The 21,253-nt window shown below is 36.8% G+C and carries 15 protein-coding genes; 12 read left to right on the plus strand and 3 right to left on the minus strand.

Going from position 1 to position 21,253, the window contains the following annotated elements; all coding sequences use genetic code 11:
* Positions 1-24: 24 nt before the first annotated feature.
* On the plus strand, positions 25-1,338 hold the full coding sequence (locus tag F7888_RS06955) for a serine hydrolase domain-containing protein (protein WP_191778449.1): 1,314 nt from the start codon (positions 25-27) through the stop codon (positions 1,336-1,338).
* A 42-nt stretch (positions 1,339-1,380) separates the two neighbouring features.
* Positions 1,381-2,352: a glycine-rich domain-containing protein gene (locus F7888_RS06960; RefSeq protein ID WP_191778450.1), complete on the plus strand. Its 972-nt coding sequence runs from the start codon at positions 1,381-1,383 to the stop codon at positions 2,350-2,352.
* A gap of 61 nt (positions 2,353-2,413) precedes the next feature.
* On the opposite strand, the gene F7888_RS06965 is transcribed toward F7888_RS06960, so the two are convergent.
* On the minus strand, positions 2,414-3,364 hold the full coding sequence (locus F7888_RS06965; protein ID WP_225228658.1) for an SDR family oxidoreductase: 951 nt from the start codon (positions 3,362-3,364) through the stop codon (positions 2,414-2,416).
* A gap of 234 nt (positions 3,365-3,598) precedes the next feature.
* On the opposite strand from F7888_RS06965, the gene F7888_RS06970 reads away from it, so the two are divergent.
* Entirely contained in the window at positions 3,599-3,766 is a 168-nt protein-coding gene (locus F7888_RS06970; protein ID WP_191778579.1) for a hypothetical protein, read from the plus strand.
* Positions 3,767-3,841: 75 nt separating this feature from the next.
* On the opposite strand, the gene F7888_RS06975 is transcribed toward F7888_RS06970, so the two are convergent.
* Entirely contained in the window at positions 3,842-4,834 is a 993-nt protein-coding gene (locus F7888_RS06975; RefSeq protein ID WP_191778452.1) for a MerR family transcriptional regulator, read from the minus strand.
* A 246-nt stretch (positions 4,835-5,080) separates the two neighbouring features.
* On the opposite strand from F7888_RS06975, the gene F7888_RS06980 reads away from it, so the two are divergent.
* Positions 5,081-5,452: a sensory rhodopsin transducer gene (locus F7888_RS06980; RefSeq protein WP_191778453.1), complete on the plus strand. Its 372-nt coding sequence runs from the start codon at positions 5,081-5,083 to the stop codon at positions 5,450-5,452.
* A gap of 193 nt (positions 5,453-5,645) precedes the next feature.
* Here F7888_RS06980 and F7888_RS06985 read toward each other — a convergent pair whose 3' ends face one another.
* Positions 5,646-6,689: a LacI family DNA-binding transcriptional regulator gene (locus tag F7888_RS06985; protein ID WP_191778454.1), complete on the minus strand. Its 1,044-nt coding sequence runs from the start codon at positions 6,687-6,689 to the stop codon at positions 5,646-5,648.
* A gap of 468 nt (positions 6,690-7,157) precedes the next feature.
* Between F7888_RS06985 and F7888_RS06990 the strand changes: the two genes are divergently transcribed.
* The 8 genes from F7888_RS06990 (at position 7,158) to F7888_RS07025 (ending at position 21,242) form a co-directional block, all read left to right on the plus strand.
* Complete coding sequence (locus tag F7888_RS06990; protein ID WP_191778455.1) at positions 7,158-10,964, plus strand: GH32 C-terminal domain-containing protein; 3,807 nt, start codon at positions 7,158-7,160, stop codon at positions 10,962-10,964.
* A 172-nt stretch (positions 10,965-11,136) separates the two neighbouring features.
* Positions 11,137-12,915, plus strand: a complete 1,779-nt coding sequence (locus tag F7888_RS06995) for a sensor histidine kinase (protein WP_191778456.1) — start codon at positions 11,137-11,139, stop codon at positions 12,913-12,915.
* 5 nt (positions 12,916-12,920) lie between these two features.
* Complete coding sequence (locus F7888_RS07000) at positions 12,921-14,510, plus strand: response regulator transcription factor (protein ID WP_225228636.1); 1,590 nt, start codon at positions 12,921-12,923, stop codon at positions 14,508-14,510.
* Positions 14,511-14,538: 28 nt separating this feature from the next.
* Positions 14,539-15,876, plus strand: a complete 1,338-nt coding sequence (locus tag F7888_RS07005; protein ID WP_191778457.1) for an ABC transporter substrate-binding protein — start codon at positions 14,539-14,541, stop codon at positions 15,874-15,876.
* Between the two features lie 272 nt (positions 15,877-16,148).
* The gene (locus F7888_RS07010; protein ID WP_191778458.1) at positions 16,149-17,114 is read left to right on the plus strand and encodes an ABC transporter permease; all 966 of its coding nucleotides are present in this window, start codon (positions 16,149-16,151) and stop codon (positions 17,112-17,114) included.
* A 19-nt stretch (positions 17,115-17,133) separates the two neighbouring features.
* Positions 17,134-18,009: a carbohydrate ABC transporter permease gene (locus tag F7888_RS07015; RefSeq protein ID WP_101729752.1), complete on the plus strand. Its 876-nt coding sequence runs from the start codon at positions 17,134-17,136 to the stop codon at positions 18,007-18,009.
* Positions 18,010-18,037: 28 nt separating this feature from the next.
* Positions 18,038-19,645, plus strand: a complete 1,608-nt coding sequence (locus F7888_RS07020) for an ABC transporter substrate-binding protein (RefSeq protein ID WP_225228637.1) — start codon at positions 18,038-18,040, stop codon at positions 19,643-19,645.
* A 106-nt stretch (positions 19,646-19,751) separates the two neighbouring features.
* Entirely contained in the window at positions 19,752-21,242 is a 1,491-nt protein-coding gene (locus F7888_RS07025; protein WP_225228638.1) for a glycoside hydrolase family 32 protein, read from the plus strand.
* Positions 21,243-21,253 lie beyond the last annotated feature (11 nt).

Below are 21,253 nucleotides of genomic sequence, written 5' to 3' on the forward strand. Positions count from 1 at the left end.
AGAATGGCTAAGGGGTGTGGGGAAATGTTGAAGTGGTCTGTCTTTGAAGAATATGTTCAAGCACTTATGAAAGAAGAACATATTGCTGGTGTAGCGGTTGCCGTTTCAAAGGACGGTGAACTCATCTATGAAAATGGATTTGGTTATCGTGACATTGTCACAAAAGATCCTGTCACAAAGGATACAATCTTTGGGATTGCTTCGATTAGTAAGTCAATGACGGCATTGGCCATTATGAAGCTTCAGTCTGAAGGGAAACTTCATGTGGATGACCCGGTGATTACTTATTTGCCTGACTTCACACTCCCTCATTTGGAGGATATGAGTACCGTCCGTATTCATCATCTCTTGACACATTCGGTTGGTTTACCTCCAATGGATCGGAAAGAGGAATTAAATAAATTTAATGAACATATCCATTATTTAGCTACTTCTAGCTACACACCATTAGGTGAACCAGGCACATATTTAAGCTATTGCAATGATACGTTTTTATTACTAGGAGCGATCATTGAAAAGGTAACAGGATGTCTCTATCGTAGGTATATGACTGGGCATATTTTAAATCCATTAGGAATGGTTCGATCTACTTATAGTCTTGAAGAAGTAAGTAAATATGAGAATGTGACCGTTCCATATAACTTTCAATCTGAGGAAAATAGATTAGTGGAAGCATCGTGGCCGTCACTTGGAAATTATGAGGTGGGTGGAGGAGTTCGCTCGACGGTGATAGATTTATTGAAATATGGGCAAGTGTATTTGGATAAGGATATCATGGATACACTTGGAATGAGGGAAGATGTTCTTGTGGAAATGCGAGAGCCTAGATTCCAAGTAGATCGTGCCTCTTATTATGGATATGCATTAAGAACGACACCAGATTATCATGGAGTCAGTCTTGTTGAACATGGTGGTAGTCAGCCGGGTGTTTCCTCGAATTTCGGCTTTATTCCTGAGGAGAAATTAGTCATTTCTGTGTTAACTAATGTAACTGGGGTATCAGTGAGAACTATTTGGCAGGCGGCGGTTAATACTGTTTTAGGTGTAGCACTTGAAGAACAGCCTGGTGTTGAGCCAATCTATGAAATAACAGAGGATGAATTACAGCCATTGCTTGGAACGTACGGGGCACCTGAGAATGATAGTAGAATTCGAATTTACCTCGACAATGGTGCGATAATGGCTGAGGCGTTTGGTGAGGTTGTTGAATTAAGGGCGAGTACGCCTCAAACATTGGTAATAAAAAAGAATGAAAGACCGATGACATTTTATGTGAATCATGATGGCGAAGCGTGGGCTGTATTTCTAGGACTTAGAATGTATCAACGTGTTTTATAGTCTACCTTATTTGCAAACATCTAGTGTGAGGGGGACAAAAATATGATAGGACTGTTAATTGGAGTGATTGTGTTTGTCTTGATCGTGGCTTTAATTGTGAGTAAAAGCAAGCCACGGGCAACACGAAGAAAAGGGCTACGAAATGAACCGATTCCGGAGAATTTAGGGATTCGTATTGAAGGTGGAGTACCTATAGTTCATGCTTTGGATAAGTCCTTAACCTCTTTTTACCTCGATAATGTGAAAAACCGGGTGTTGAGGGAACGTCCTAGCTTGGCAGATTACGAATTTGAATGGACTTTGTTAGAAATGAAGCGTTATTTTGTCATGAATAGCTTATTGCGATCAGTTCCGATGTTTAGTGCTAGAGTAGATGATATTTGGCATGAGATGCTGATGTTTACAAGGGATTATGAAAAGTTTTCAAAGGAATTTTATGGTGAAACCTTGCATCATATTCCTAATATGGAAAGCACACCGATTCCTGGAGAGAGGGCGTTCTTCGATTGGGTCTATTTAAGCCTGTTTGAGCAAACAACGAATAGTCGATTGATTTGGGGAGGTTTTTTGCAGAATCCAATTAAACGCGAAACTCTCGAGGACTTTAAACAGCGTTCTGAAGAAGAGCTTCTTCGTCTTTATTTTCGTGATAATGAAGATTGGTTGGATGTCAAAAAGGCGTTAATCAAGCAAATGAAAAATCAAATTCATGAGGCAGACCAGTTGCAGCAGGAAGGAGATGGGCCTGACTTGAAGGCACCATCATCAATAGGGAATTCTCAGTTATTAACGTATGCACTGGGTGCAGCTGTTTTTTATTCAATCTATGAGGAATTTCAATATCAGGAGTTTATGAGCGACTTGATTCCAAATGAATTTCAAAAAGGGGTACAGGGAAATGGTTATGCTTGCTCTGGATATGCATGCTCCTCAGATGATCACTCTGGTGGGGATTCTGGTGGCGATTCAGGAGGATCTAGCTGCTCTAGTTGTGGGGGTGGATGTAGTTCATAATTTGGTGATATGGGGACGGTTCTCACGCTTCTTTGGAAGCATGAGAACCGTCCCGAATTTTTTATCCCATGATTTCTCCGCCGTTGACGTGAAGGGTTTGCCCTGTCACAAAGCGAGAGTCGTCTGATGCTAAATATACGTAGGTTGGTGCTAATTCAAATGGCTGAGCTGGTCGCTTCATTGGATTATCAGATCCAAATACAGCAACATCATCTGATGTAAAGCTCGCTGGAATTAAAGGTGTCCACGTTCTACCTGGTGCGACTGCATTCACTCTAATTCCTTGTTTAATCACGTTATTAGCAAGCGCTCGTGTGAATCCAACATTTGCTGCCTTTGTCGCTGTGTAATCAATCATCTGTTCTTCACCGGCAAAAGCAACAACAGAAGCCGTATTGATAATCGAGCTGCCTGGCTTCATGTGTGGGAGAGCTGCTCTCGTTGTGTAAAAGTGAGAATAGATATTCACTTTAAAAGTATCATCAAATTGCTCATCTGTAATATCGGTTAGACTTAGCTGTTGAAATTGAATACCGACGTGATTACAAAGGATATCTAATTGCCCGAATGTTTCAATCGTTTTATCAACAATCGCAATACATTGTTCCTTCTCTCGTAAGTCTCCTGGCATGAGTAGACAGCGCTGTCCGAGTTGCTCAACTCGAGCTTTTGTTCGGTTTGCATCCGCATGCTCATTTAAATAAGCAATGGCAATATCTGCTCCTTCTTTTGCAAATGCAATGGCAACAGATGCTCCAATTCCACTGTCTCCACCTGTAATTAATGCAACTTTTCCTTTTAATTTACCGCTCCCTTTATAATGGTCGTTCTCAATAATTGGCTTTGGCACCATTAGATTTTCTAATCCTGGATGGCATAATTGACGTTGCTCAGGTGCATTTAGTGGTACTTCCTCATAACGGACAATTTTCCCGTAGTTAGGATATAACGGATACGGATCTACTTGTTTATTAGCCTCAAACATTTCCTGTGCATATTTTATTTGCTCCATTTTTTGCGCATCTTTTGTTGTATATTCATCGTAGTTAGAGTGATCTCCTGGTTGTTTTGGATGATGTTTAGTCATAAGAACCTCCTGCATAAGTAAAGTAAGTCTCAATACCCTATGCACAAAGCTCATTTTTAGTGCATATACCTAAACTGAATCTGCAACGAAGTGTATGCACATGCTCAAAATAGGATAAATCTGAATAGGATAGAAAAGTATGATGAAGGAGGCTACATGTTGATGCGATTTGAATACAACCCAGAGGTTAAGATTTTATTGAAGGATTACTCAGATAAGAAAGTGAAGATGGAATATATTGAGGATTCTTGGTCAATGCCAAAATCATCTAAACGCCCACCTTCATTTAAGGATCCTAAATATGGATGGAATTTTCCTTTAATTTAGTTGGGGCAAGGTGGGCAAAGTGGGGACGGTTCTCACACTTCCAAAAGGAAGCGTGAGAACCGTCCCGAATCTTCTTTACCAGAATTTCCACCAGCGTTTATTTTCTCTTGATGCTGCGACTTCTCGGAAGTTAGTAACTAGTTCTTGAAAGACTTCTTCTCTTTGGTGAATGGTTTCTGTGTGTTCTTTAAGTTCTTGAATAGCTTGTTTGATTTGGTCTATTTGTTTTTGTTCATTTCCTAGTGATTTTGAGAACTCATTTAGCTCATGTCTCATATCCCCGATGGAATGGTTAACTTTAGCAAGTGTTTTCTTGTTACTAGTGGTTGTTGCCTTAATTGATTGTGTTATTTGCTTTGAAATCCCTTCGTAAGTACGTTCTGAATCTTTCGCAAGGCTTGTTGAGATGGTTTCAAGTTGTTCGGAAGTCCCTTCTGAATACTTCGCAACCTTGGTAGAGAGGGCTTCGAATTGTTCGGAAGTGAGTTCCGAAACCTCATGAATACTCTCTGATAATTGCTCCACTTCAGCTTTTCTCTTATCATTTGACCTTTGAATTGATTTTGAAACACCTTGTATAGTATGAAGCGAATGATTCACCAATTCATTTTTGAGCTCATCAATAATTTCGTGTTTATTTTGTGTCATCTCATACTTAATATCTTGTAATAATTCTTGTTTAAATGCTTCCATCCGAAAATTAACTGCTTCGACATCTTGCTCCTGTTGGATGGGAGTAGGGTCTCCTACTAATTGAACTTCATTGTTTGTTGGCTCTTCGGCTTCAGGTTCGAATGATTCAGAAGCTGCTTCCGAAGTTGAGTGAAGATACTTCTCGAGTAGTTTTCGTATCATACTTTTATGAACATTTTGATTGCGCATGTCTTTTATTTTTAAAAGTAATTCGATTTCTCTATCCGTATAAAATCTGGCACCTTGCTTTGTACGTGGGATGATTAGTACCCCGTTCAAATCTTTTTCCCACTGTCTAATTGTACCAGTTGGCGTATTAATTTTCTTAGAAACCTCATTAATAGAATATGCTTTTACAAATTGAGTAGAATTCATGGCTTTACCTTCCCTTTCAGATAGTAGTTTCAGATATGATTGATACCTCTATATTCTCCGTACCTATCAGTGTTTTCCTTCTGCTTGACAAAAGCTATCAAAAGAAGTGGAAGTTCAACAAAACTCCTCATTTTATACAGCGCTTTTCGATACAAAAATTTCACTTGAAAATTCATATAGTTATGTCAATATAGTAGATATAGGTTATCAATCTATGATTTTTCGATTAATAGGAGGTTATTTCTGATGAGTACTAGAAAAGGTGAAACACATTGGATTATTCCAGATGGATATATTCCACCACTTAGCTCTGGAGAACAGTTAAGCCATGAGTCTATTTGTATCCTAAATCTGAATGAGCAGGAGGCAAACCTTCATATCTCAATTTACTTTGAGGATCAGGATCCGATTGAACGAATTCCTGTCGTTATGAAGGGAAAAAGAAGCAATCATTTGAGAACGTCTTCATTGGAGTTAAATGGTAAATCGATTCCAGTCGGTGTTCCATATTCAATCGAAGTTGAAAGTGATCTTCCAGTTATCGTCCAATACAGCCGTTTAGACTCAACTCAGCCTGAATTGGCACTTATGTCAACAATGGGATATCCATTAAAATAAAAGGTGTTTTGTGATTGAAACTGTTGAAAGCACTATCATTTGGTAAAAAGATAAAGGCACACCAGCAATTTTGCGGGTTGTGCCTTTTTGTTCTGATAAATTTAATTGTTCCCAATATGCCACCATCAAACGGAAATATAATATGTACGATGTAGATGATTAATAACAATTTAGCTGTTCCACAGTCTATTTATCATCCGAAATTAATAGGAGTAGACTCACGAAATAGTGGCTTTGTAGTAATATGAGTAATCTGATACGGCTGTTTTGGGTTGCTTATTCTTGATAATAACATCTCAGCTGCTTTTATACCCATCTCATTACTGTAGATATGTACACTTGTTAATGGCGGATCTACAATACTGGTTTCTGGTCCGTTATCAAATCCAGAGATAGCAACATTGTCAGGGACCGAGATATTCATATCTTTGAGTACCTTCATTAAGGTTACAGCAATGAAATCATTAGCACAGATAAAAACAGAAGGTAAGATTGTCATCTTTTTCAATTGTTCCTCAATCCAATAGTGATTCGAGAAGTTGGAATCTTCTCCAATGAGACATTGTCTTGGGTCAAGGTGAATTCCTGAGACAGTTAATGCATGATTAAAGCCCATCCATCTCTCATAAAAACTAAGACAATGATTATAATCTCCAACAAATCCAAAGCTTTGGTATCCAGTTTCAATTAGCTTTTTTGTAAGGAAATAGCTACTATGCTGATTTTCCATTAAGAGCAAATCTGCTTTAAATTCGGAAAAATATATGGTTGCATTACAGTCAATAAACACTGTAGGTATACCAAGGTTTGTAATGAGAGTACTATAATCTAGATCAAATAACTCAATACATATAATGCCGTCAACATTTGATGCGTCGAGATTTTTTGGTAAGGATAAAGAAGTTAGATTAACCTCTCTAACAATATGGAATGACAAATTATATCCATGAGAGCTTATATGTTTTTCAAGTCCACTTATTAACTTGGAACCAAAATGAGAAGAGGTGTTAGGAAGATTAGCTGTTAATAATGCGATATTCCCTGTAGTTTTTGGAAGAATCGCATGGCTATCCATAAGAGCAAATTGCTTATATTTCAACTCAATAGCTTTTTTTAATACCTTGTTTCGTGTTTCCTCAGGTATATTGCTATTTCCGTTCAAAGCCTTTGAAGCAGTATTTCTAGAAATCCCAAGCGCATCGGCGATATCTTGTATCGTTGTCTTTTCTTTCGCCATTTATTTATGCCACCCTTACTTAACGTATTCTTAGTAAAGCACAATCTTACTTTCTATACCAAATGTATAATAGATTGTGAAGAATAGCAATAATAAACTTACAAATGGAAAGTTTCGTTTGCAAATGTAAAATCCAATTGAGTAATTATTCATTATGTGAATTAGAAAAGTGATTTTACTAGTAACATATAAATAAATCATGAAAGATTAGGGTTCTATTGTTTATATGGAATACGATTGGAAAGTTATTTGTAATAATAAATGTTACAAATGTAAACATTATTTTTTACATAGTTGTTGACCTTGTTTTACATTTTTGCTAAATTGTAAGCAAGGCATGTATTTAAAGTGAAGCACTTTCTATTTCTAGCTGTGGTAGGAAGTGCAGCACCCAGCGGAAAGAATCGACCTCTATGACTATGCTGATTCAAAATGTATTCTAAATTTATTTGGAAGAGAGGGCGAAAAATGAAAGAAGCTTTGTTAAAATGGTCATCTTTATTCTTAGTAACAGTACTTATCGTTTCATCCACAGGTTCAATTCTAGTTCATCCGTCGAAAGTGGGAGCAAATGAATCTAACGAAGTGGTAAGTAAAGAAACAAAGGAGGGAACGGGTATATTTGAAAGCGGATACAAAGCAACTACTAATCTATCGGGTTGGGAAGTTAAAGGAAAAGGAACATTAAAGGACACAGAACAAGGACTATTGCTTTCAGCAGAACCTAAAGAAAATGTGATGGCTATTTCAAGTGTGATATCTGAGGACTTTATCTATGAAGCTGATGTGAAAATAATAGACAAGAATGCGGATGCCACTTTACTATTTCGTTCTAATGAGGATGGTTGGGAATCATACATGGTGCAAATTGTTCCAAATGCAGGGCTTGTTCGTCTACGAGATGCTCGTGATGAAAGTAGATTAAAAGAGGAATATCACGTTCATATAGAGGATGGTGGAATTTATCATCTCAAAGTGAAGGTGGTAAAAGATCAAATAAAAGTTTATTGGGAGAACCAATATGCCCCAATCATTGATGTGAAAACAACTACATATGGGAAGGGGTTCTTAGGGCTTAATGTATGGGATGGTTCAGCCTTATTTCAAAATATTAAGGTGAGTGAGCTTTCTACTAATCTAGGAACAGTCATATATGAAGAAGGGAGTTGGGAGCCGTCCATTAAAGGGATGAAGGGAAATGCGTTTGGTGGGACAGAAGCAAAGAAAATCTACAATCATATCTCAGAAGATTTCGTGCTAGAAGGAAATGTTTCTTTTGATCAAGAAGCAACGGAAGCATCACTAACATTTCGTACGAATGAGCAAGGGACATCTGGCTATAAAGCTACTCTTGTTAAAGAAGGGAGCACTATCAAAGCACATTTAAAGAAGGCGGATGGAACGGTTCTGAAAACGTCTAACCGTACTTATATATCCGAAGAAGATACAATACACCATGTAGAAATTATAGCTAACGGGAACGAAATCGAACTTTATGTTGATGGGTATTCTGAAGGAGCTATAAAGGTGAGTGACTCTAGTAATCTGTCAGGATTAGCTGGTTTTACCGTGACATCAGGCTCCGCCTATTTCCAGGATATCTATCTTATCCCACAGTCAAGTTATTACACAGAGAAATATAGACCAGATTATCATTATACACCAGCTCGAGGTTCGGTTAGTGATCCCAATGGGTTAGTCTATTATGAAGGTGAATATCATTTGTTTCATCAAGATGGGGGCAAGTGGGCACATGCAGTTAGTAAGGATATGGTGAATTGGAAGCGCCTTCCTATCGCGTTGCCATGGAATGACTATGGGCATGTTTGGTCTGGTTCTGCAGTTGCAGATTTGAATAACACATCAGGACTATTCACTAATTCCGGCGGAAAAGGACTTATTGCGTATTACACTTCCTTTAATCCAGATGGACCTAATGGTAACCAACGCATTGGCCTCGCCTACAGTACTGATCAAGGTCGCACTTGGAACTATTCAACTGAGCATCCAATGGTAATAGAGAATCCAGGAAAGAATGGAGATGATCCAGGAGGCTGGGATTTTCGTGATCCAAAAGTAGTGCGAGATGAGGCAAACAACCGTTGGGTGATGGTTGTATCTGGAGGAGATCATATACGCTTTTTCACATCAACAAATTTAATTGATTGGAAGCTTACTGATCGTTTTGGTTATGGAGACTATGTACGTGGCGGTGTATGGGAGTGTCCGGATCTTTTCGAACTTCAGGTAGAAGGTACTGATGAGAAAAAATGGGTACTAATGATTAGCACAGGTGCAAATCAAAAAACACAAGGATCTGATGCGGAGTATTTTATCGGAGAATTAACATCTGAGGGTAAATTCATTAATGACAATAAGGTAGGCGATGTTCTAAGAACGGATTATGGGAAGGAGTTTTATGCATCGATGTCCTTTGCTAATATGCCTGACGACCGACGCGTAATGCTTGCTTGGATGACCAATTGGGATTACCCATTTGCGTTCCCAACAAATGGTTGGAAGGGCGTATTGACGATTCCAAGGGAAGTGGGATTAGTGAAAACAGAGGAAGGTATTAGAATGGTACAGGCTCCAATTAAGGAACTACAGTCCATTCGTAATAGCCTCTACGATACACAAAACAAGAACGTCAACCCAACCAACGCTTCCAACTTGTTGAAAGAAGTAACTTCAGGTGCATTTGAAATTGAAGCTGAGATAGAAATCCCTGCAACTAGTCGTACGACAGAATTTGGTTTTCAAGTTCGTGAGGGATCTACCGAAAAAACTGTTGTTGGATATAAAGTATCGGAAAATCAATTATTTGTCGATCGTTCTAAGTCGGGGGAAGCAGACTTCTCCAGTCTTTTCTCAACTTACCATGAAGCCCCATTAACACCTAAGAATGGACGTATTAAATTGAACATCTTTGTGGATGATTCGTCCATAGAGGTTTTTGCTAATGATGGAAAAGTTGTTTTTTCTGATGTGATTTTCCCTAATCCATCAAGCCGGGGTATGAGCTTCTATACTAAGGGAGGCAATGTGAATGTTGTATCATTAAAAGTTCATTCTTTAGCTGATACATTTAACCAGAACTCCAATCAGGATACATCAATTGTAATGGATACTAATCAACGGGAGATGAATAGTGGAGATACACTAACTTTAACTGCTACTGTGGAGAATGGAAAAGGGAAAGGGCAACAGCCGATTAAATGGAAATCTAGCGATCCAAAAGTAGTTAAGGTGGATACTTCGACTGGCTCTAAAGCGGTACTTAAAGCTGGTAGCAAAGGAGAGGCGATTATTACTAGTTCTACGCCAAATGGAAAGATTTCAGCCAGTGTGGTTGTAAAAGTATATGAAGGAGAGTTCTATACAAATCTAACTGACTGGAAATCAGATCTAGCAGCCTCCAAATGGACCTTTACTGAAAATGGAATCCGTGGCACCCACACAAGTGATGCGAACTATATAGCTAAGGAAACCGCAGGAGATTTCACGTATGAAGCAGAGATGATGTTAGGCGAATCAGGTGGAGCAGGCTCCATTCTGTTCCGTGCTAGTGAAGATGGTAGAAACGGATATTATTTCAATCTTGATCCTAATATGAAAGCATTTCGTTTATTTTATAAAGTAGATGGTAGTTTTCAGGAACGGATGGTGATTAAAAAAGTTCCAGCCTTTATTCAGCCTGGTAAAACCTATCAAGTTAAGATTGAAGCGAAGGGACCTCATATCCAAATTATTGTTGATGGTCAAAAAATCATGGACGTCCAAGATGGTACCTTTGCTGAGGGGCATTTTGGGTTAAATGTATTTGGAGGTCAAGCAACCTATCAGAATGTGCATGTTACCAATATGTCTAAAGCGAATCTAACTGTTACAAGCTTTACGAATCTAGCGAGCGGCCAAGCTATATTTACTGCTAAGTCTCAGAATGGTGAACCAGTAACTACATCTGAAGCTGACATTGCTACTAAATGGACATTAATACCAACAGGTGATGAGCTTGGTTCTTTTTCTATACGAGCTGAGGGTACAAAAGCACTTGATCTGGATACTGGTCAAAATAAAATCCAGTTGTACAACTACCTTGGTTATCATAACCAACGCTGGTTGATTACAAAAAATGATAATGGTACTGTGAGAATCACATCTGTTCATAATGGGAAGGCTCTTGAGGTATCGGAGGAAGGAATGCTAATGTTAAACACCTCTAGTCCACATTTAAAGAGGCAGCAGTGGATTCTTTCGTCAGATTTGAACTAAAGCAAAATAAATCAGGTAGCAACCGTGCTGAAAAACGAAAAGAAGCTCCGCTTGAATGAGGAGCTTCTTTTTAAGAATTTATCCCAAAGTTGTGCATGTCTAGATATAATATAATTGCGGGTTAACTTATCATTTAAGGTCCTTTAAATGTTGAAGAAAAGAGGTTAGTGGGTTGTTGTTTTCGTTAAGAAGTAGATTAATGTTAACATTTTTCATTTTAGTTATTGTCCCAATTATTGTGTTATCTATAGTTATTCCATATCAATCCACTGGTATGATGGAAGATCAAATTAAGACATCGACTCTTCAGACAATGGACCAATACACTCTATATATTAATTCCATTACCACCCAAGCGGAAGAAATGGCAAAGCAGGTACTTGTTAATCCAACAACACAGGAACTTTTAAGTTCACAAATGGGAAGTACCACAAAACTTGAAGAAAAAGTGATTATGAATAACCAGATTAAAGAATTTCTTTCGTCAATTATGGTTAATAACTCTAATGGTATTTCTATTTCTATCTTTCTAAATGATGGTACAACGACCTGGGTAAATAATCGTGAATTCGTAACAAGTAATTGGTTTAACGCCTTCTCAGACGGTGCTCAACGCTGGATGGACACACATGAAGATCTTTATGAGCCATTTGAAGGTAGAAGAGTCAATAGCTACTTATTTCCCCTGTTTGATATCAACACATTAGAGCGAAAAGGAGTAATAAAAGTGAATTTCCCAACCTCCCTTCTAGAAGATGCTCTGAATGAAATCAAACTAGGAGAGACTGGTCGAATCTATCTATTGAATTGGGATGGTAAAAGTGTTTTAAACCAGGAAGTGTTAACGAAACAAACGGTGATTGAAAGTGGTATTCAGCAACTTAAAGAGAAGGAAAGCGGTAGTAAAGGTGTAATAAATATAACTGATGGTGATGATGAGCATTTGGTTTTCTATCAAAGATTACATGTGAAAGATTGGGTTCTTATTGGTGAAGTACCGCAAGATGAACTATTCTCAAAGATCAATTCATTACAAAAAAACTTATTGTACATTAGTTTATTCTTATTCTTGTTAACGATTCTTGCCTCTATTGGACTTTCTTCTAATATAGCCAGACCACTAGCTAAGCTAGCAAAGTCGATGAGATTTATTGAAAAGGGTGACTTTAGTGGAGGAAAACAACATCTGCCATTGATAAGCTCTAATCAAAGTGAGGTAGGCTATGTGATTAAAGGGTTTAGTCATATGGTTGACCGATTGGAAAAGTTAATAAAAACCGAGTATGAGGAAAAGATTAGAAGGAAAAATGCAGAGTATAAAGCATTGCTTTTACAAATAAATCCTCATTTTTTAAATAATACGCTTGAAGTCCTAGGAGGATTAGCAGCTCAAGGTAGGAATCATGAGGTAATGGATGTGAGTGAATCACTTGGAAGAATGATGAGATATTCCCTTCAATCAAATAGTGATTTAGTGAGTTTAGAAGAGGAAATAAAATATATTCATCATTTTTGTGAAATTGTTAAACTCCGATACGAAGATAATGTCTCAATAACCATTGATGAAGACCCTTCAGTTCGAAAGATTCGTATTATTAAATTTATTTTACAGCCATTAGTTGAGAATGCAGTGAAGTATAGTTTAGAAGGAAAAGTGTACGCGAATATAAGAATAAGTGCGAAGAAATCAGACGATGTCTTATCAATTGTGGTGGAAGATAACGGAATTGGGATGTCGCCACAAGTGGTAGCGAATTTATTAGAAGAAGGAAAGACCGATGGCTTGGTATCAACTGAAGTATTGGACAGTACAGGTAGAGGAATTGGATTTAGAAATGTCATTGGCCGTTTGAAGCTATACTACGAAGATCGGTTTTGGTATACGATTGATTCTCAGGTTGGGGAAGGGACAAAAATTACGTTATACATTAAACTGGCCGAGGGAGAGTGAAGAATATGCTGAAGGTGATGATTGTTGACGATGAACTTCAAATCCGTAAAGGCTTGAAAATGAAGATAAACTGGGAAGATCAAGGGTATTCAATATGTGCAGAAGCCTCCAACGGTAAAGAAGCGTTAAACATCTTAGAGGAGCATAATATAGATGTGATTCTAACTGATATTAGAATGCCTCTTATGAATGGAATTGAATTCTTTATCGAGTGTCAAAAGAAACATCCATGCTCTAGGATCATCGTTTTGTCTGGGTACTCAGAATTTGAATATGTTCGATCTGCGATTCAAGCGGGTGTAAAGGATTACCTTTTGAAACCAGTAGTTCGAAATGAATTGATTGAAACCTTATCTAGACTACGGATTGAAATAAAAAAAGAAAAAAGTGAGTTTAGTGAGAATGCTAGAATTCGAAATGAACGACAGAAATTACTTCAAGGACTCCAAGAACAATATTTATTACAATTAGTGAAAGAGGACTGGTCAGAAATATCACCTGTAATTGAAAGGCTTGATCAATTACAGTTATCAGATTTAACGGAAGAAAATATACACTTTCAGTTAATTACAGTTGAAATTAGAGAACCTGGAAAGGATGATATGAAGTTAAATGAATTGCGACTTCCGTTCCAAACCATTTGCAAGGAAATTGCTGGGACAAATAATGCATACTGTTTTCACAACCCAAGTTACTCGAATATGATTCATTTTCTTATATATAGTCAGTTGTCAGATAAATTAAAAACAAAAGAATTGGTGAAAGAGATTCAACGGAATGTAACGAGATATCTTAAACTTGTTACGATTGTTGGACTTGGCAATGTAGTAAGAGGATTACCTGAAATTAAAAACGCCTATATCTCTAGTTTACTATCTTGGAGTAATAGTGACATTGGAAGCTACGATCAGGTCATTGAAGGTGACTTCCATAAGGAAATGATAGAGTTTTCTCCTGAAATTGAAAGAAAATTAATTAACGCGATCGAAAAAATAGAATTTGAATCCTTTAAATTAAATGTAGAATCTATTTTAGAGAAACATAAGAAGTATTCAATTGGTTCCTTTACGTTTTTAGCAAATAGGATATTCCTACTTTTGATGTCTTTAGTTATCAAATATGGGATTGAAACATCAAAGATTCAACAAGAGTTATGGCTATGCCAGCAAAGTATATTAGAACATGATTCTCAAGCGAAGGTGTTAGATAAATTAATGTCATTGGCTCAAAATGTGATTCAAGAAGTGAAAGGACTTCGTGCTTCTGATGGATCACATATAGTGGAAGGTGTTCGTCGTTTTCTAGAAAAAAACTATGCAAATGATATTACCTTAACAAGCTTATCGAAGCAATTTCATCTTAATGGTACTTATTTATCAGAGCTTTTTAAAAATCAAGTGGGTCAAACGTACAGTGATTATTTAATTAAATTAAGGATCAATAAAGCAAGAGAATTATTACTAGATTCAGAACTGAAAATAATTGATGTAGCACAATTGGTCGGCTTTTCTAATTCAAGCTATTTTGGAACGGTATTTAAAAAATACGTTGGACAAACTCCCGTTGAATACCGAAAAGAAAAAATTTGTATCTAGTCAATAAAGGAAAAGAGCGGTGGTAGTCATGCATCAAAAAAAATTATTTTTGATGATTTTTTTTATCATTACCAGTTTATTAATGGGATGCACATTTCGAGATGAACCATCTAATCAAGTAACTGATGACGAAGATGGAAAACAGGATCACCCAATAATTGAATTATCATTCTGGAGGAATTTAGGTAACGAAGCGGAAAATAAAGCCTTTATCGCTATTATTGAAGCTTTTGAAGAAAAGAATCCGCATATCAAGATTAATATGAGCTTAATTCCATTTGGGGACTACGAGATACGACTTCGTACTGAAGTTGCTGCTGGTAATACACCTGATATTATGGCAATTGACAGCCCGAACCTTGCAACATATGCAAATGCAAATGCAATAAGGTCAATAGATGCTTGGATGGAGGCGGAAGGGAATCTTGAAGATATCCCTATGACCATTCTTAATGGACTAATATACAATGATGAAATCTATCTTGCACCTATCGCAGATTCAAGTATTGCTATGTTTTATAACAAGAATTTATTTAAAGAAAAAGGGATTCCATTTCCTTCTGAAAACCCAAATTCACCTTGGACTTGGGACGAAGTATTAGAAGCAGCAAAGCAACTTACAGACCTAGAAAAAGGAGTATACGGGATTGATCCTGCACAGGGTTTTCCAGTAGGAGAAGCACCTGCTTATTTTAAGCTTCCACTCATGTGGCAGTTTGGCGCGGAAATAATAAGTGAAGATGGGAGAACAACAGATGGCTATTTAAATTCTCCAAAATCGCTTAAAGCACTCCAGTTTTATCAGGACTTATATCATAAACATAAAGTGGCAGCATTTGAGTTGCCTCCAAACCCATTTGCAACAGAAAAGGTAGCCATAAGCATAGAAGGCTCTTGGGCTTTAGAACATTTGCAAAATAATTTTCCGGACTTTACATTAGGGGAGGACTTCGGGATTGCTCCTTTACCTATAGCAGAGAAACAAGTTGCTGCAAACGGAGGTTGGGCCTTAGGAATATCAACGAACACAGAATATCCAGAAGAAGCATGGGAATTTGTGAAATTTGCAACTAGCTATGAAGGGATCAAGATATACGTTGAAAAAACGGGTGATATACCTGCAAGGTACTCGGTTGTAAAAGAATTTCCTAAGTTTAACCAATATCCACATAATATATTTTTAATTCAATCTCAAAAGTATTCAAAAAATCGTCCAGTAACTCCAATATATCCAACGGTAAGTGCTACAATAAGGGAGCTTTTTTTAGAGGTGGGTGTCTCTAATGAAAATGTACTAGATGCCGCAAATCGTGCAGTAAGAAAAATTGATCAAGAAATTCTACGAATTGAAAATAACAGGAATTAATAGGAAAAACTAGCCTTTGGCTGGTTTTTTTTTGTTAGAAAGGGGAAAGGAAATGAAGGACGTAGTGAAAAAAATTAGGTTTAACCTTCATGGTGAGAAGTATCGTTTCTAGAAAAAATCTATCAATAAATTATCTTGAATTTTTAAGATATAAGACCCGAAGAAAGTGAAATCTTTTATGTTTCTTCGTTGTTATATTAAGACTGTAAGGTGATATCAACTTTGGTGATAAATGTTATAAACGCTTAAGAAATAGATAGGGGGGAGTACAAATGCAAGAATTAGTCAAACCAGAAAATAGGAAATCTACACCAAAGAAAGCGAACTTAAAGATAAAGACTCAAATTGACTACGTTAAGAAAAATTACATTCTATATTTACTCATATTACCAGCAATCATTCTTACAATCGTTTTTAAGTACGTACCAATGTATGGGGCGGTCATTGCATTTAAAGACTTTAGTCCGATGAAGGGGATTATCGGAAGTGATTGGGTAGGTCTTAAACATTTCACTAGTTTTTTAACCTCACCCAATTTCATGCAGATTTTTATGAATACGCTTAAATTGAGTTCGTTTGAACTAATTATCGGTTTTCCCATTCCCATTATATTAGCTCTTATGTTGAATCAGATTAGAAGAGCAAAAGTGAAAAAGAATATCCAATTAGTTCTTTATGCTCCACATTTCATTTCAGTCGTTGTTATTTCTGGGATGGTGTTTTTGTTTTTATCACCAACAGGACCAATCAATGCCATATTATCTATTTTCATGGATAAACCTATTTCATTTATGTCTAATCCAGATGCATTTAGATCGATTTATATTTGGTCAGGTGTTTGGCAAGGTGCTGGATGGGCATCCATCATCTATGTAGCAGCACTTGCGAACGTAGATCCTCAACTACATGATGCAGCTACAGTAGATGGAGCTTCTCTATTACAGCGAATTTGGCATATCGATTTGCCGACATTAAAACCAGTCATGGCGGTTCTTTTTATTTTAGCTGCCGGAGGGATCATGGCGATTGGTTTTGAAAAGGCTTACTTATTACAAACATCTATGAATATACCAACTTCAGAAATCATTCCAACATATGTATACAAAAGAGGTTTACAAGCAGGGGACTATTCATTTGCAACGGCAGTTGGTCTATTTAATGCCGTAATCAATGTTATTTTACTAGTGTTTGTAAATCAAGTAGTAAAGAAACTTAATGAAGGTGAAGGCCTTTTATAGAAAGGAGGAAGTGTGAAAAATGAATAATTCAAGATCTGATAGAATCATCCTGTTAATTAATAAAGTTATATTATGTTTAATTGTGGTTTTGGTATTATTTCCTCTTTTATATGTGTTGCTTGCTTCTTTTCTGGAGCCTAATGCTTTACTAAAGAAAGGTATTTTTATTAGTACATCAGATTGGACATTTGAGGGGTATAGAAGGATTTTAACGGATGGATCAATTGTAAGAGGATTCCTAAATTCTATTCTTTATTCTGCTGGTTTTACCATTGTCACAGTTTTAGTTTGTATTCTTGCAGGTTATACGCTTTCTGCAGATCAGCTAGTTGGGAGAAAGACAATAATGGTATTTTTCCTAATAACCATGTTCTTTAACGGTGGACTGATTCCAACTTATTTAGTGATCAAAGATCTAGGGATGCTAAATACGATTTGGGCTATCATTATCCCTAATGCCATAAATGTGTGGTTTATTATTTTAGCGAGGACTTATTTTAAAGCGATTCCAAATGAACTGAAAGAGGCTGCCAGAATAGATGGGGCATCTGAATTTAAAATATTCCTTAAAATTGTGATGCCATTATCGAAACCAATTATATTTGTTATTGCCTTATATGCTTTCATCGGGCAATGGAATGCTTACTTTGACGCAATGATTTACCTCGAAGATCAAGCACTCTACCCATTGCAGTTAGTGTTACGTGCCATCCTTATCCAAAATGAAGTCCAACCTGGTATGATTTCAGATCAACTAGCTATGGCTGAGCTACAACGAATTTCAGAAATGATTAAATATTCATCTATCGTTCTAGCAAGCTTACCATTGATTGTAATGTACCCATTCTTCCAAAAATACTTTGAAAAAGGTGTTATGGTAGGGTCATTAAAATAAATATTAAAAGAAAAAGTGAGGGGAAATTATGAACAAAGTGTTAATGAAAACAATGTCAGCTTTATTCATTTCAGGTGTATTGGTTGTAGCGGGTTGTAGTAATAACAGTAAGAGTGCTTCTTCTGAGGATTATGAGTTAGAAAATGTTACGTTGCCATTAGAGGAAAAGGTGACGCTGAAATTTATGACACAAAGTTCTCCATTAGCACCAGAAGACCCGAATGAAAAATTAATTTATCAACGATTAGAAGAGGATACTGGTGTTCATATTGAATGGAAAAATTATACTTGGGATACATTTATAGAAAAGAGAAATCTAGCTGTCGCGAGCGGTGAACTTCCTGATGCTATTCTGGATGCCGCTTTAGGAGATTATGATTTATTAAAATTAGCTAAAGATGGTAGTGTTATAGCTGTTGAAGATTTAATAGATGAACATATGCCAAACTTAAAAAAAGTGTTAGAAGAAGCACCAGAATATAGAGCAATGATGACAGCTCCAGATGGCCATATCTACTCATTTCCATGGATTGAGGAGCTAGGTTCCGGAAAAGAAAGTATTCACTCTGTTGATGGTTTTCCTTGGATAAATGTAGAATGGTTAAATAATTTAGGGCTAGAAATGCCCACTACGACAGAAGAATTAAAAGAAGTTTTAATTGCATTTAAAACACAAGATCCAAATGGTAATGGAGAAGCAGATGAAATTCCAATGTCATTTATCATTAATCATGGTGGAGAGGATCTAGCATTCTTATTTGGTTCATTTGGTCTTGGTGATAACTATGATCATACAGTAGTAAGTGATGATGGAGAAGTCATTTATACTGTAACGCAGGATGGGTATAAAGAGGGGATGAAATTTCTTAACGAATTATATGAAGAAGGATTAATCGATGTAGAAGCCTTTGAACAAGATTGGAATACGTATATTGCAAAAGGAAAAGAAGATCGATATGGTGTGTATTTTACCTGGGATAAAGGAAATATCACAGGGATGAATGATAAATATGAACTAATGCCAGCCCTTGCTGGTCCAGATGGCCATAAAAATGTAGCAAGAACAAATGGAATGGGATTTGATAGAAATCGTATGGTCATCACAAGTGCAAATAAAAACCTAGAGTTAACTGCAAAATGGATTGATCAACTCTATGACCCTACTCAATCTGTACAAAATAACTGGGGTACTTATGGGGATGAAAAAGAACAGAATATTTTTGAATTAGATGCATCAGGGATGTTAAAGCATTTGCCATTAGGTGATACATCACCATGGGAATTAAGACAAAAAACATTTGTTGCCGGTCCTTTAGCGATATTAGATGAATATTATGGAACAGTAACGACAAAGCCGGACGATGCTGCCTGGAGATTAGATTTAATGAAAGAAGTAATGGTTCCTGATATGAAAGCTGAGAATATGTATCCAAAAGTTTTCTTCTCATTAGAGGAATTAGATAAACTTTCAACAATAGAGGCAGACTTAGTTCCATATGTAAATAGAAAAAGAGCTGAATGGATTACAAATGGAAAAGTAGAAGAAGAATGGGCTGATTATTTAGTAGAATTAGACCGTTTAGGATTACAAGAATGGTTAGAAATTAAACAAACTGGTTATGATAGAAACCAATAATTAATAATAAAAACTATGGCTGTACAACGATTTATTACAGTACAGCCTTTTTAAACATAATAGAGTAATAGACTCTTATTTTTCTCTGAAAAGGAGCGGATCTAGATTGACTACAGACGCAACAAGGAAATATCAAGAATTATATCGACCTCAATTTCATTTTTCACCTGAAGAAAAATGGATGAATGATCCTAATGGAATGGTCTATTTTAATGGAGAATATCACCTATTTTACCAGCATCATCCTTTTGGTACGACCTGGGGACCGATGCATTGGGGGCACGCAGTTAGTAATGATATGATTCATTGGGAGCATCTACCAATTGCTCTGCATCCAGATGAACATGGTGATATTTTTTCAGGGAGTGTGGTCGTTGATTGGAATAATACATCAGGTTTCTTTAATGATACTGAACCAGGTTTAGTTGCCATCTATACAAGTGCTGGAAAGTATCCAGAATCAGATCGTCCATGTCAGACACAGAGTATTGCTTATAGCATAAATAATGGAAGAACCTGGATGAAATATGAAGGGAATCCAGTACTTTCAAATCCAGATGTGATAGATTTTCGTGATCCGAAAGTTTTCTGGCACAAAGAAACGTGTAAATGGATTATGGTTATAGCCTCTGGACAAACAATTACCATATATACTTCGACTAATTTAAAAAACTGGGAGTTCGCCAGTGAGTTTGGTCATCAAGCTGGTTCACATGATGGCGTGTGGGAATGTCCTGACTTATTCGAATTAGAAGTAGACGGAAATCCTGAACAGCGAAAATGGGTGTTATTTGTAAGTATCGGGGATAATCCTAGATTTAAAGAAGGGTCTAGAACACAATATTTTGTTGGTAGTTTTGACGGTACAACATTTGTAAATGATAACAAAAAAGAAACCGTACTATGGTTAGATTATGGAAGAGATAATTACGCAGGGGTATGCTGGTCAGATATCCCTGTAGAAGATGGTCGTCGAATTTATATAGGCTGGATGAGTAATTGGCGATATGCGAATGTTGTTCCTACAAAAGAGTGGAGAAGTGCAATGACACTTCCTAGAGAGTTATCCTTGAAAACAAGTGAGGAAGGAGTTCGTATTGTTCAACATCCAGTAAAAGAGATGGATACGATAAAAAAAGCAACGATTGAATACAAGGGGCTAACGGTTGAATCAGCTAGTCCAGTTAGGATACCCCTTAAGAATCAATTAAATGAAATTGTTCTCACATTTGAACAGTGTGATGCTGGTAAGTTTGATATAGTTATACAACATTCGGAAACGGATAAGACGGTCGTCATTTATGATTTTGTGAAAAAAATGTTATTAGTTGACAGGTCAGATTCTGGAGAAGTTGGTTTCTCGGAATCCTTTTCAATCGTTCAAGAGGCACCATTAAAACCTGTAAATAATAAGGTGAAGCTTCAAATGTTTGTTGATACTTCATCCATTGAAATTTTTGCAAATGATGGCCAATCTGTTATTACTAGCTTAATTTATCCAAGCGACGGGAAGAAAGAGTTGGTGTTGATTTCGAGTGAAGAATCTACAACTATTTATGATTTGAATATTACTCCGTTAGAATCTATATGGACATAACTTTAGAGAGT

The organism is Litchfieldia stipae (assembly GCF_014837155.1).
In the GTDB taxonomy this organism is placed as follows: Bacteria; Bacillota; Bacilli; order Bacillales; family Bacillaceae_L; genus Litchfieldia.

What these genes read in the sequence shown, in the direction of transcription:
- F7888_RS06965 (WP_225228658.1), bottom strand. Translation starts at nt 3,364, where the DNA reads ATGGAGCAAATAAAATATGCACAGGAAATGTTTGAGGCTAATAAACAA.
- F7888_RS07000 (WP_225228636.1), top strand. Translation starts at nt 12,921, where the DNA reads ATGCTGAAGGTGATGATTGTTGACGATGAACTTCAAATCCGTAAAGGC.
- F7888_RS06980 (WP_191778453.1), top strand. Translation starts at nt 5,081, where the DNA reads ATGAGTACTAGAAAAGGTGAAACACATTGGATTATTCCAGATGGATAT.
- F7888_RS07020 (WP_225228637.1), top strand. Translation starts at nt 18,038, where the DNA reads ATGAACAAAGTGTTAATGAAAACAATGTCAGCTTTATTCATTTCAGGT.
- F7888_RS07015 (WP_101729752.1), top strand. Translation starts at nt 17,134, where the DNA reads ATGAATAATTCAAGATCTGATAGAATCATCCTGTTAATTAATAAAGTT.
- F7888_RS07010 (WP_191778458.1), top strand. Translation starts at nt 16,149, where the DNA reads ATGCAAGAATTAGTCAAACCAGAAAATAGGAAATCTACACCAAAGAAA.
- F7888_RS06960 (WP_191778450.1), top strand. Translation starts at nt 1,381, where the DNA reads ATGATAGGACTGTTAATTGGAGTGATTGTGTTTGTCTTGATCGTGGCT.
- F7888_RS06975 (WP_191778452.1), bottom strand. Translation starts at nt 4,834, where the DNA reads ATGAATTCTACTCAATTTGTAAAAGCATATTCTATTAATGAGGTTTCT.
- F7888_RS07005 (WP_191778457.1), top strand. Translation starts at nt 14,539, where the DNA reads ATGCATCAAAAAAAATTATTTTTGATGATTTTTTTTATCATTACCAGT.
- F7888_RS06955 (WP_191778449.1), top strand. Translation starts at nt 25, where the DNA reads ATGTTGAAGTGGTCTGTCTTTGAAGAATATGTTCAAGCACTTATGAAA.
- F7888_RS06990 (WP_191778455.1), top strand. Translation starts at nt 7,158, where the DNA reads ATGAAAGAAGCTTTGTTAAAATGGTCATCTTTATTCTTAGTAACAGTA.
- F7888_RS06985 (WP_191778454.1), bottom strand. Translation starts at nt 6,689, where the DNA reads ATGGCGAAAGAAAAGACAACGATACAAGATATCGCCGATGCGCTTGGG.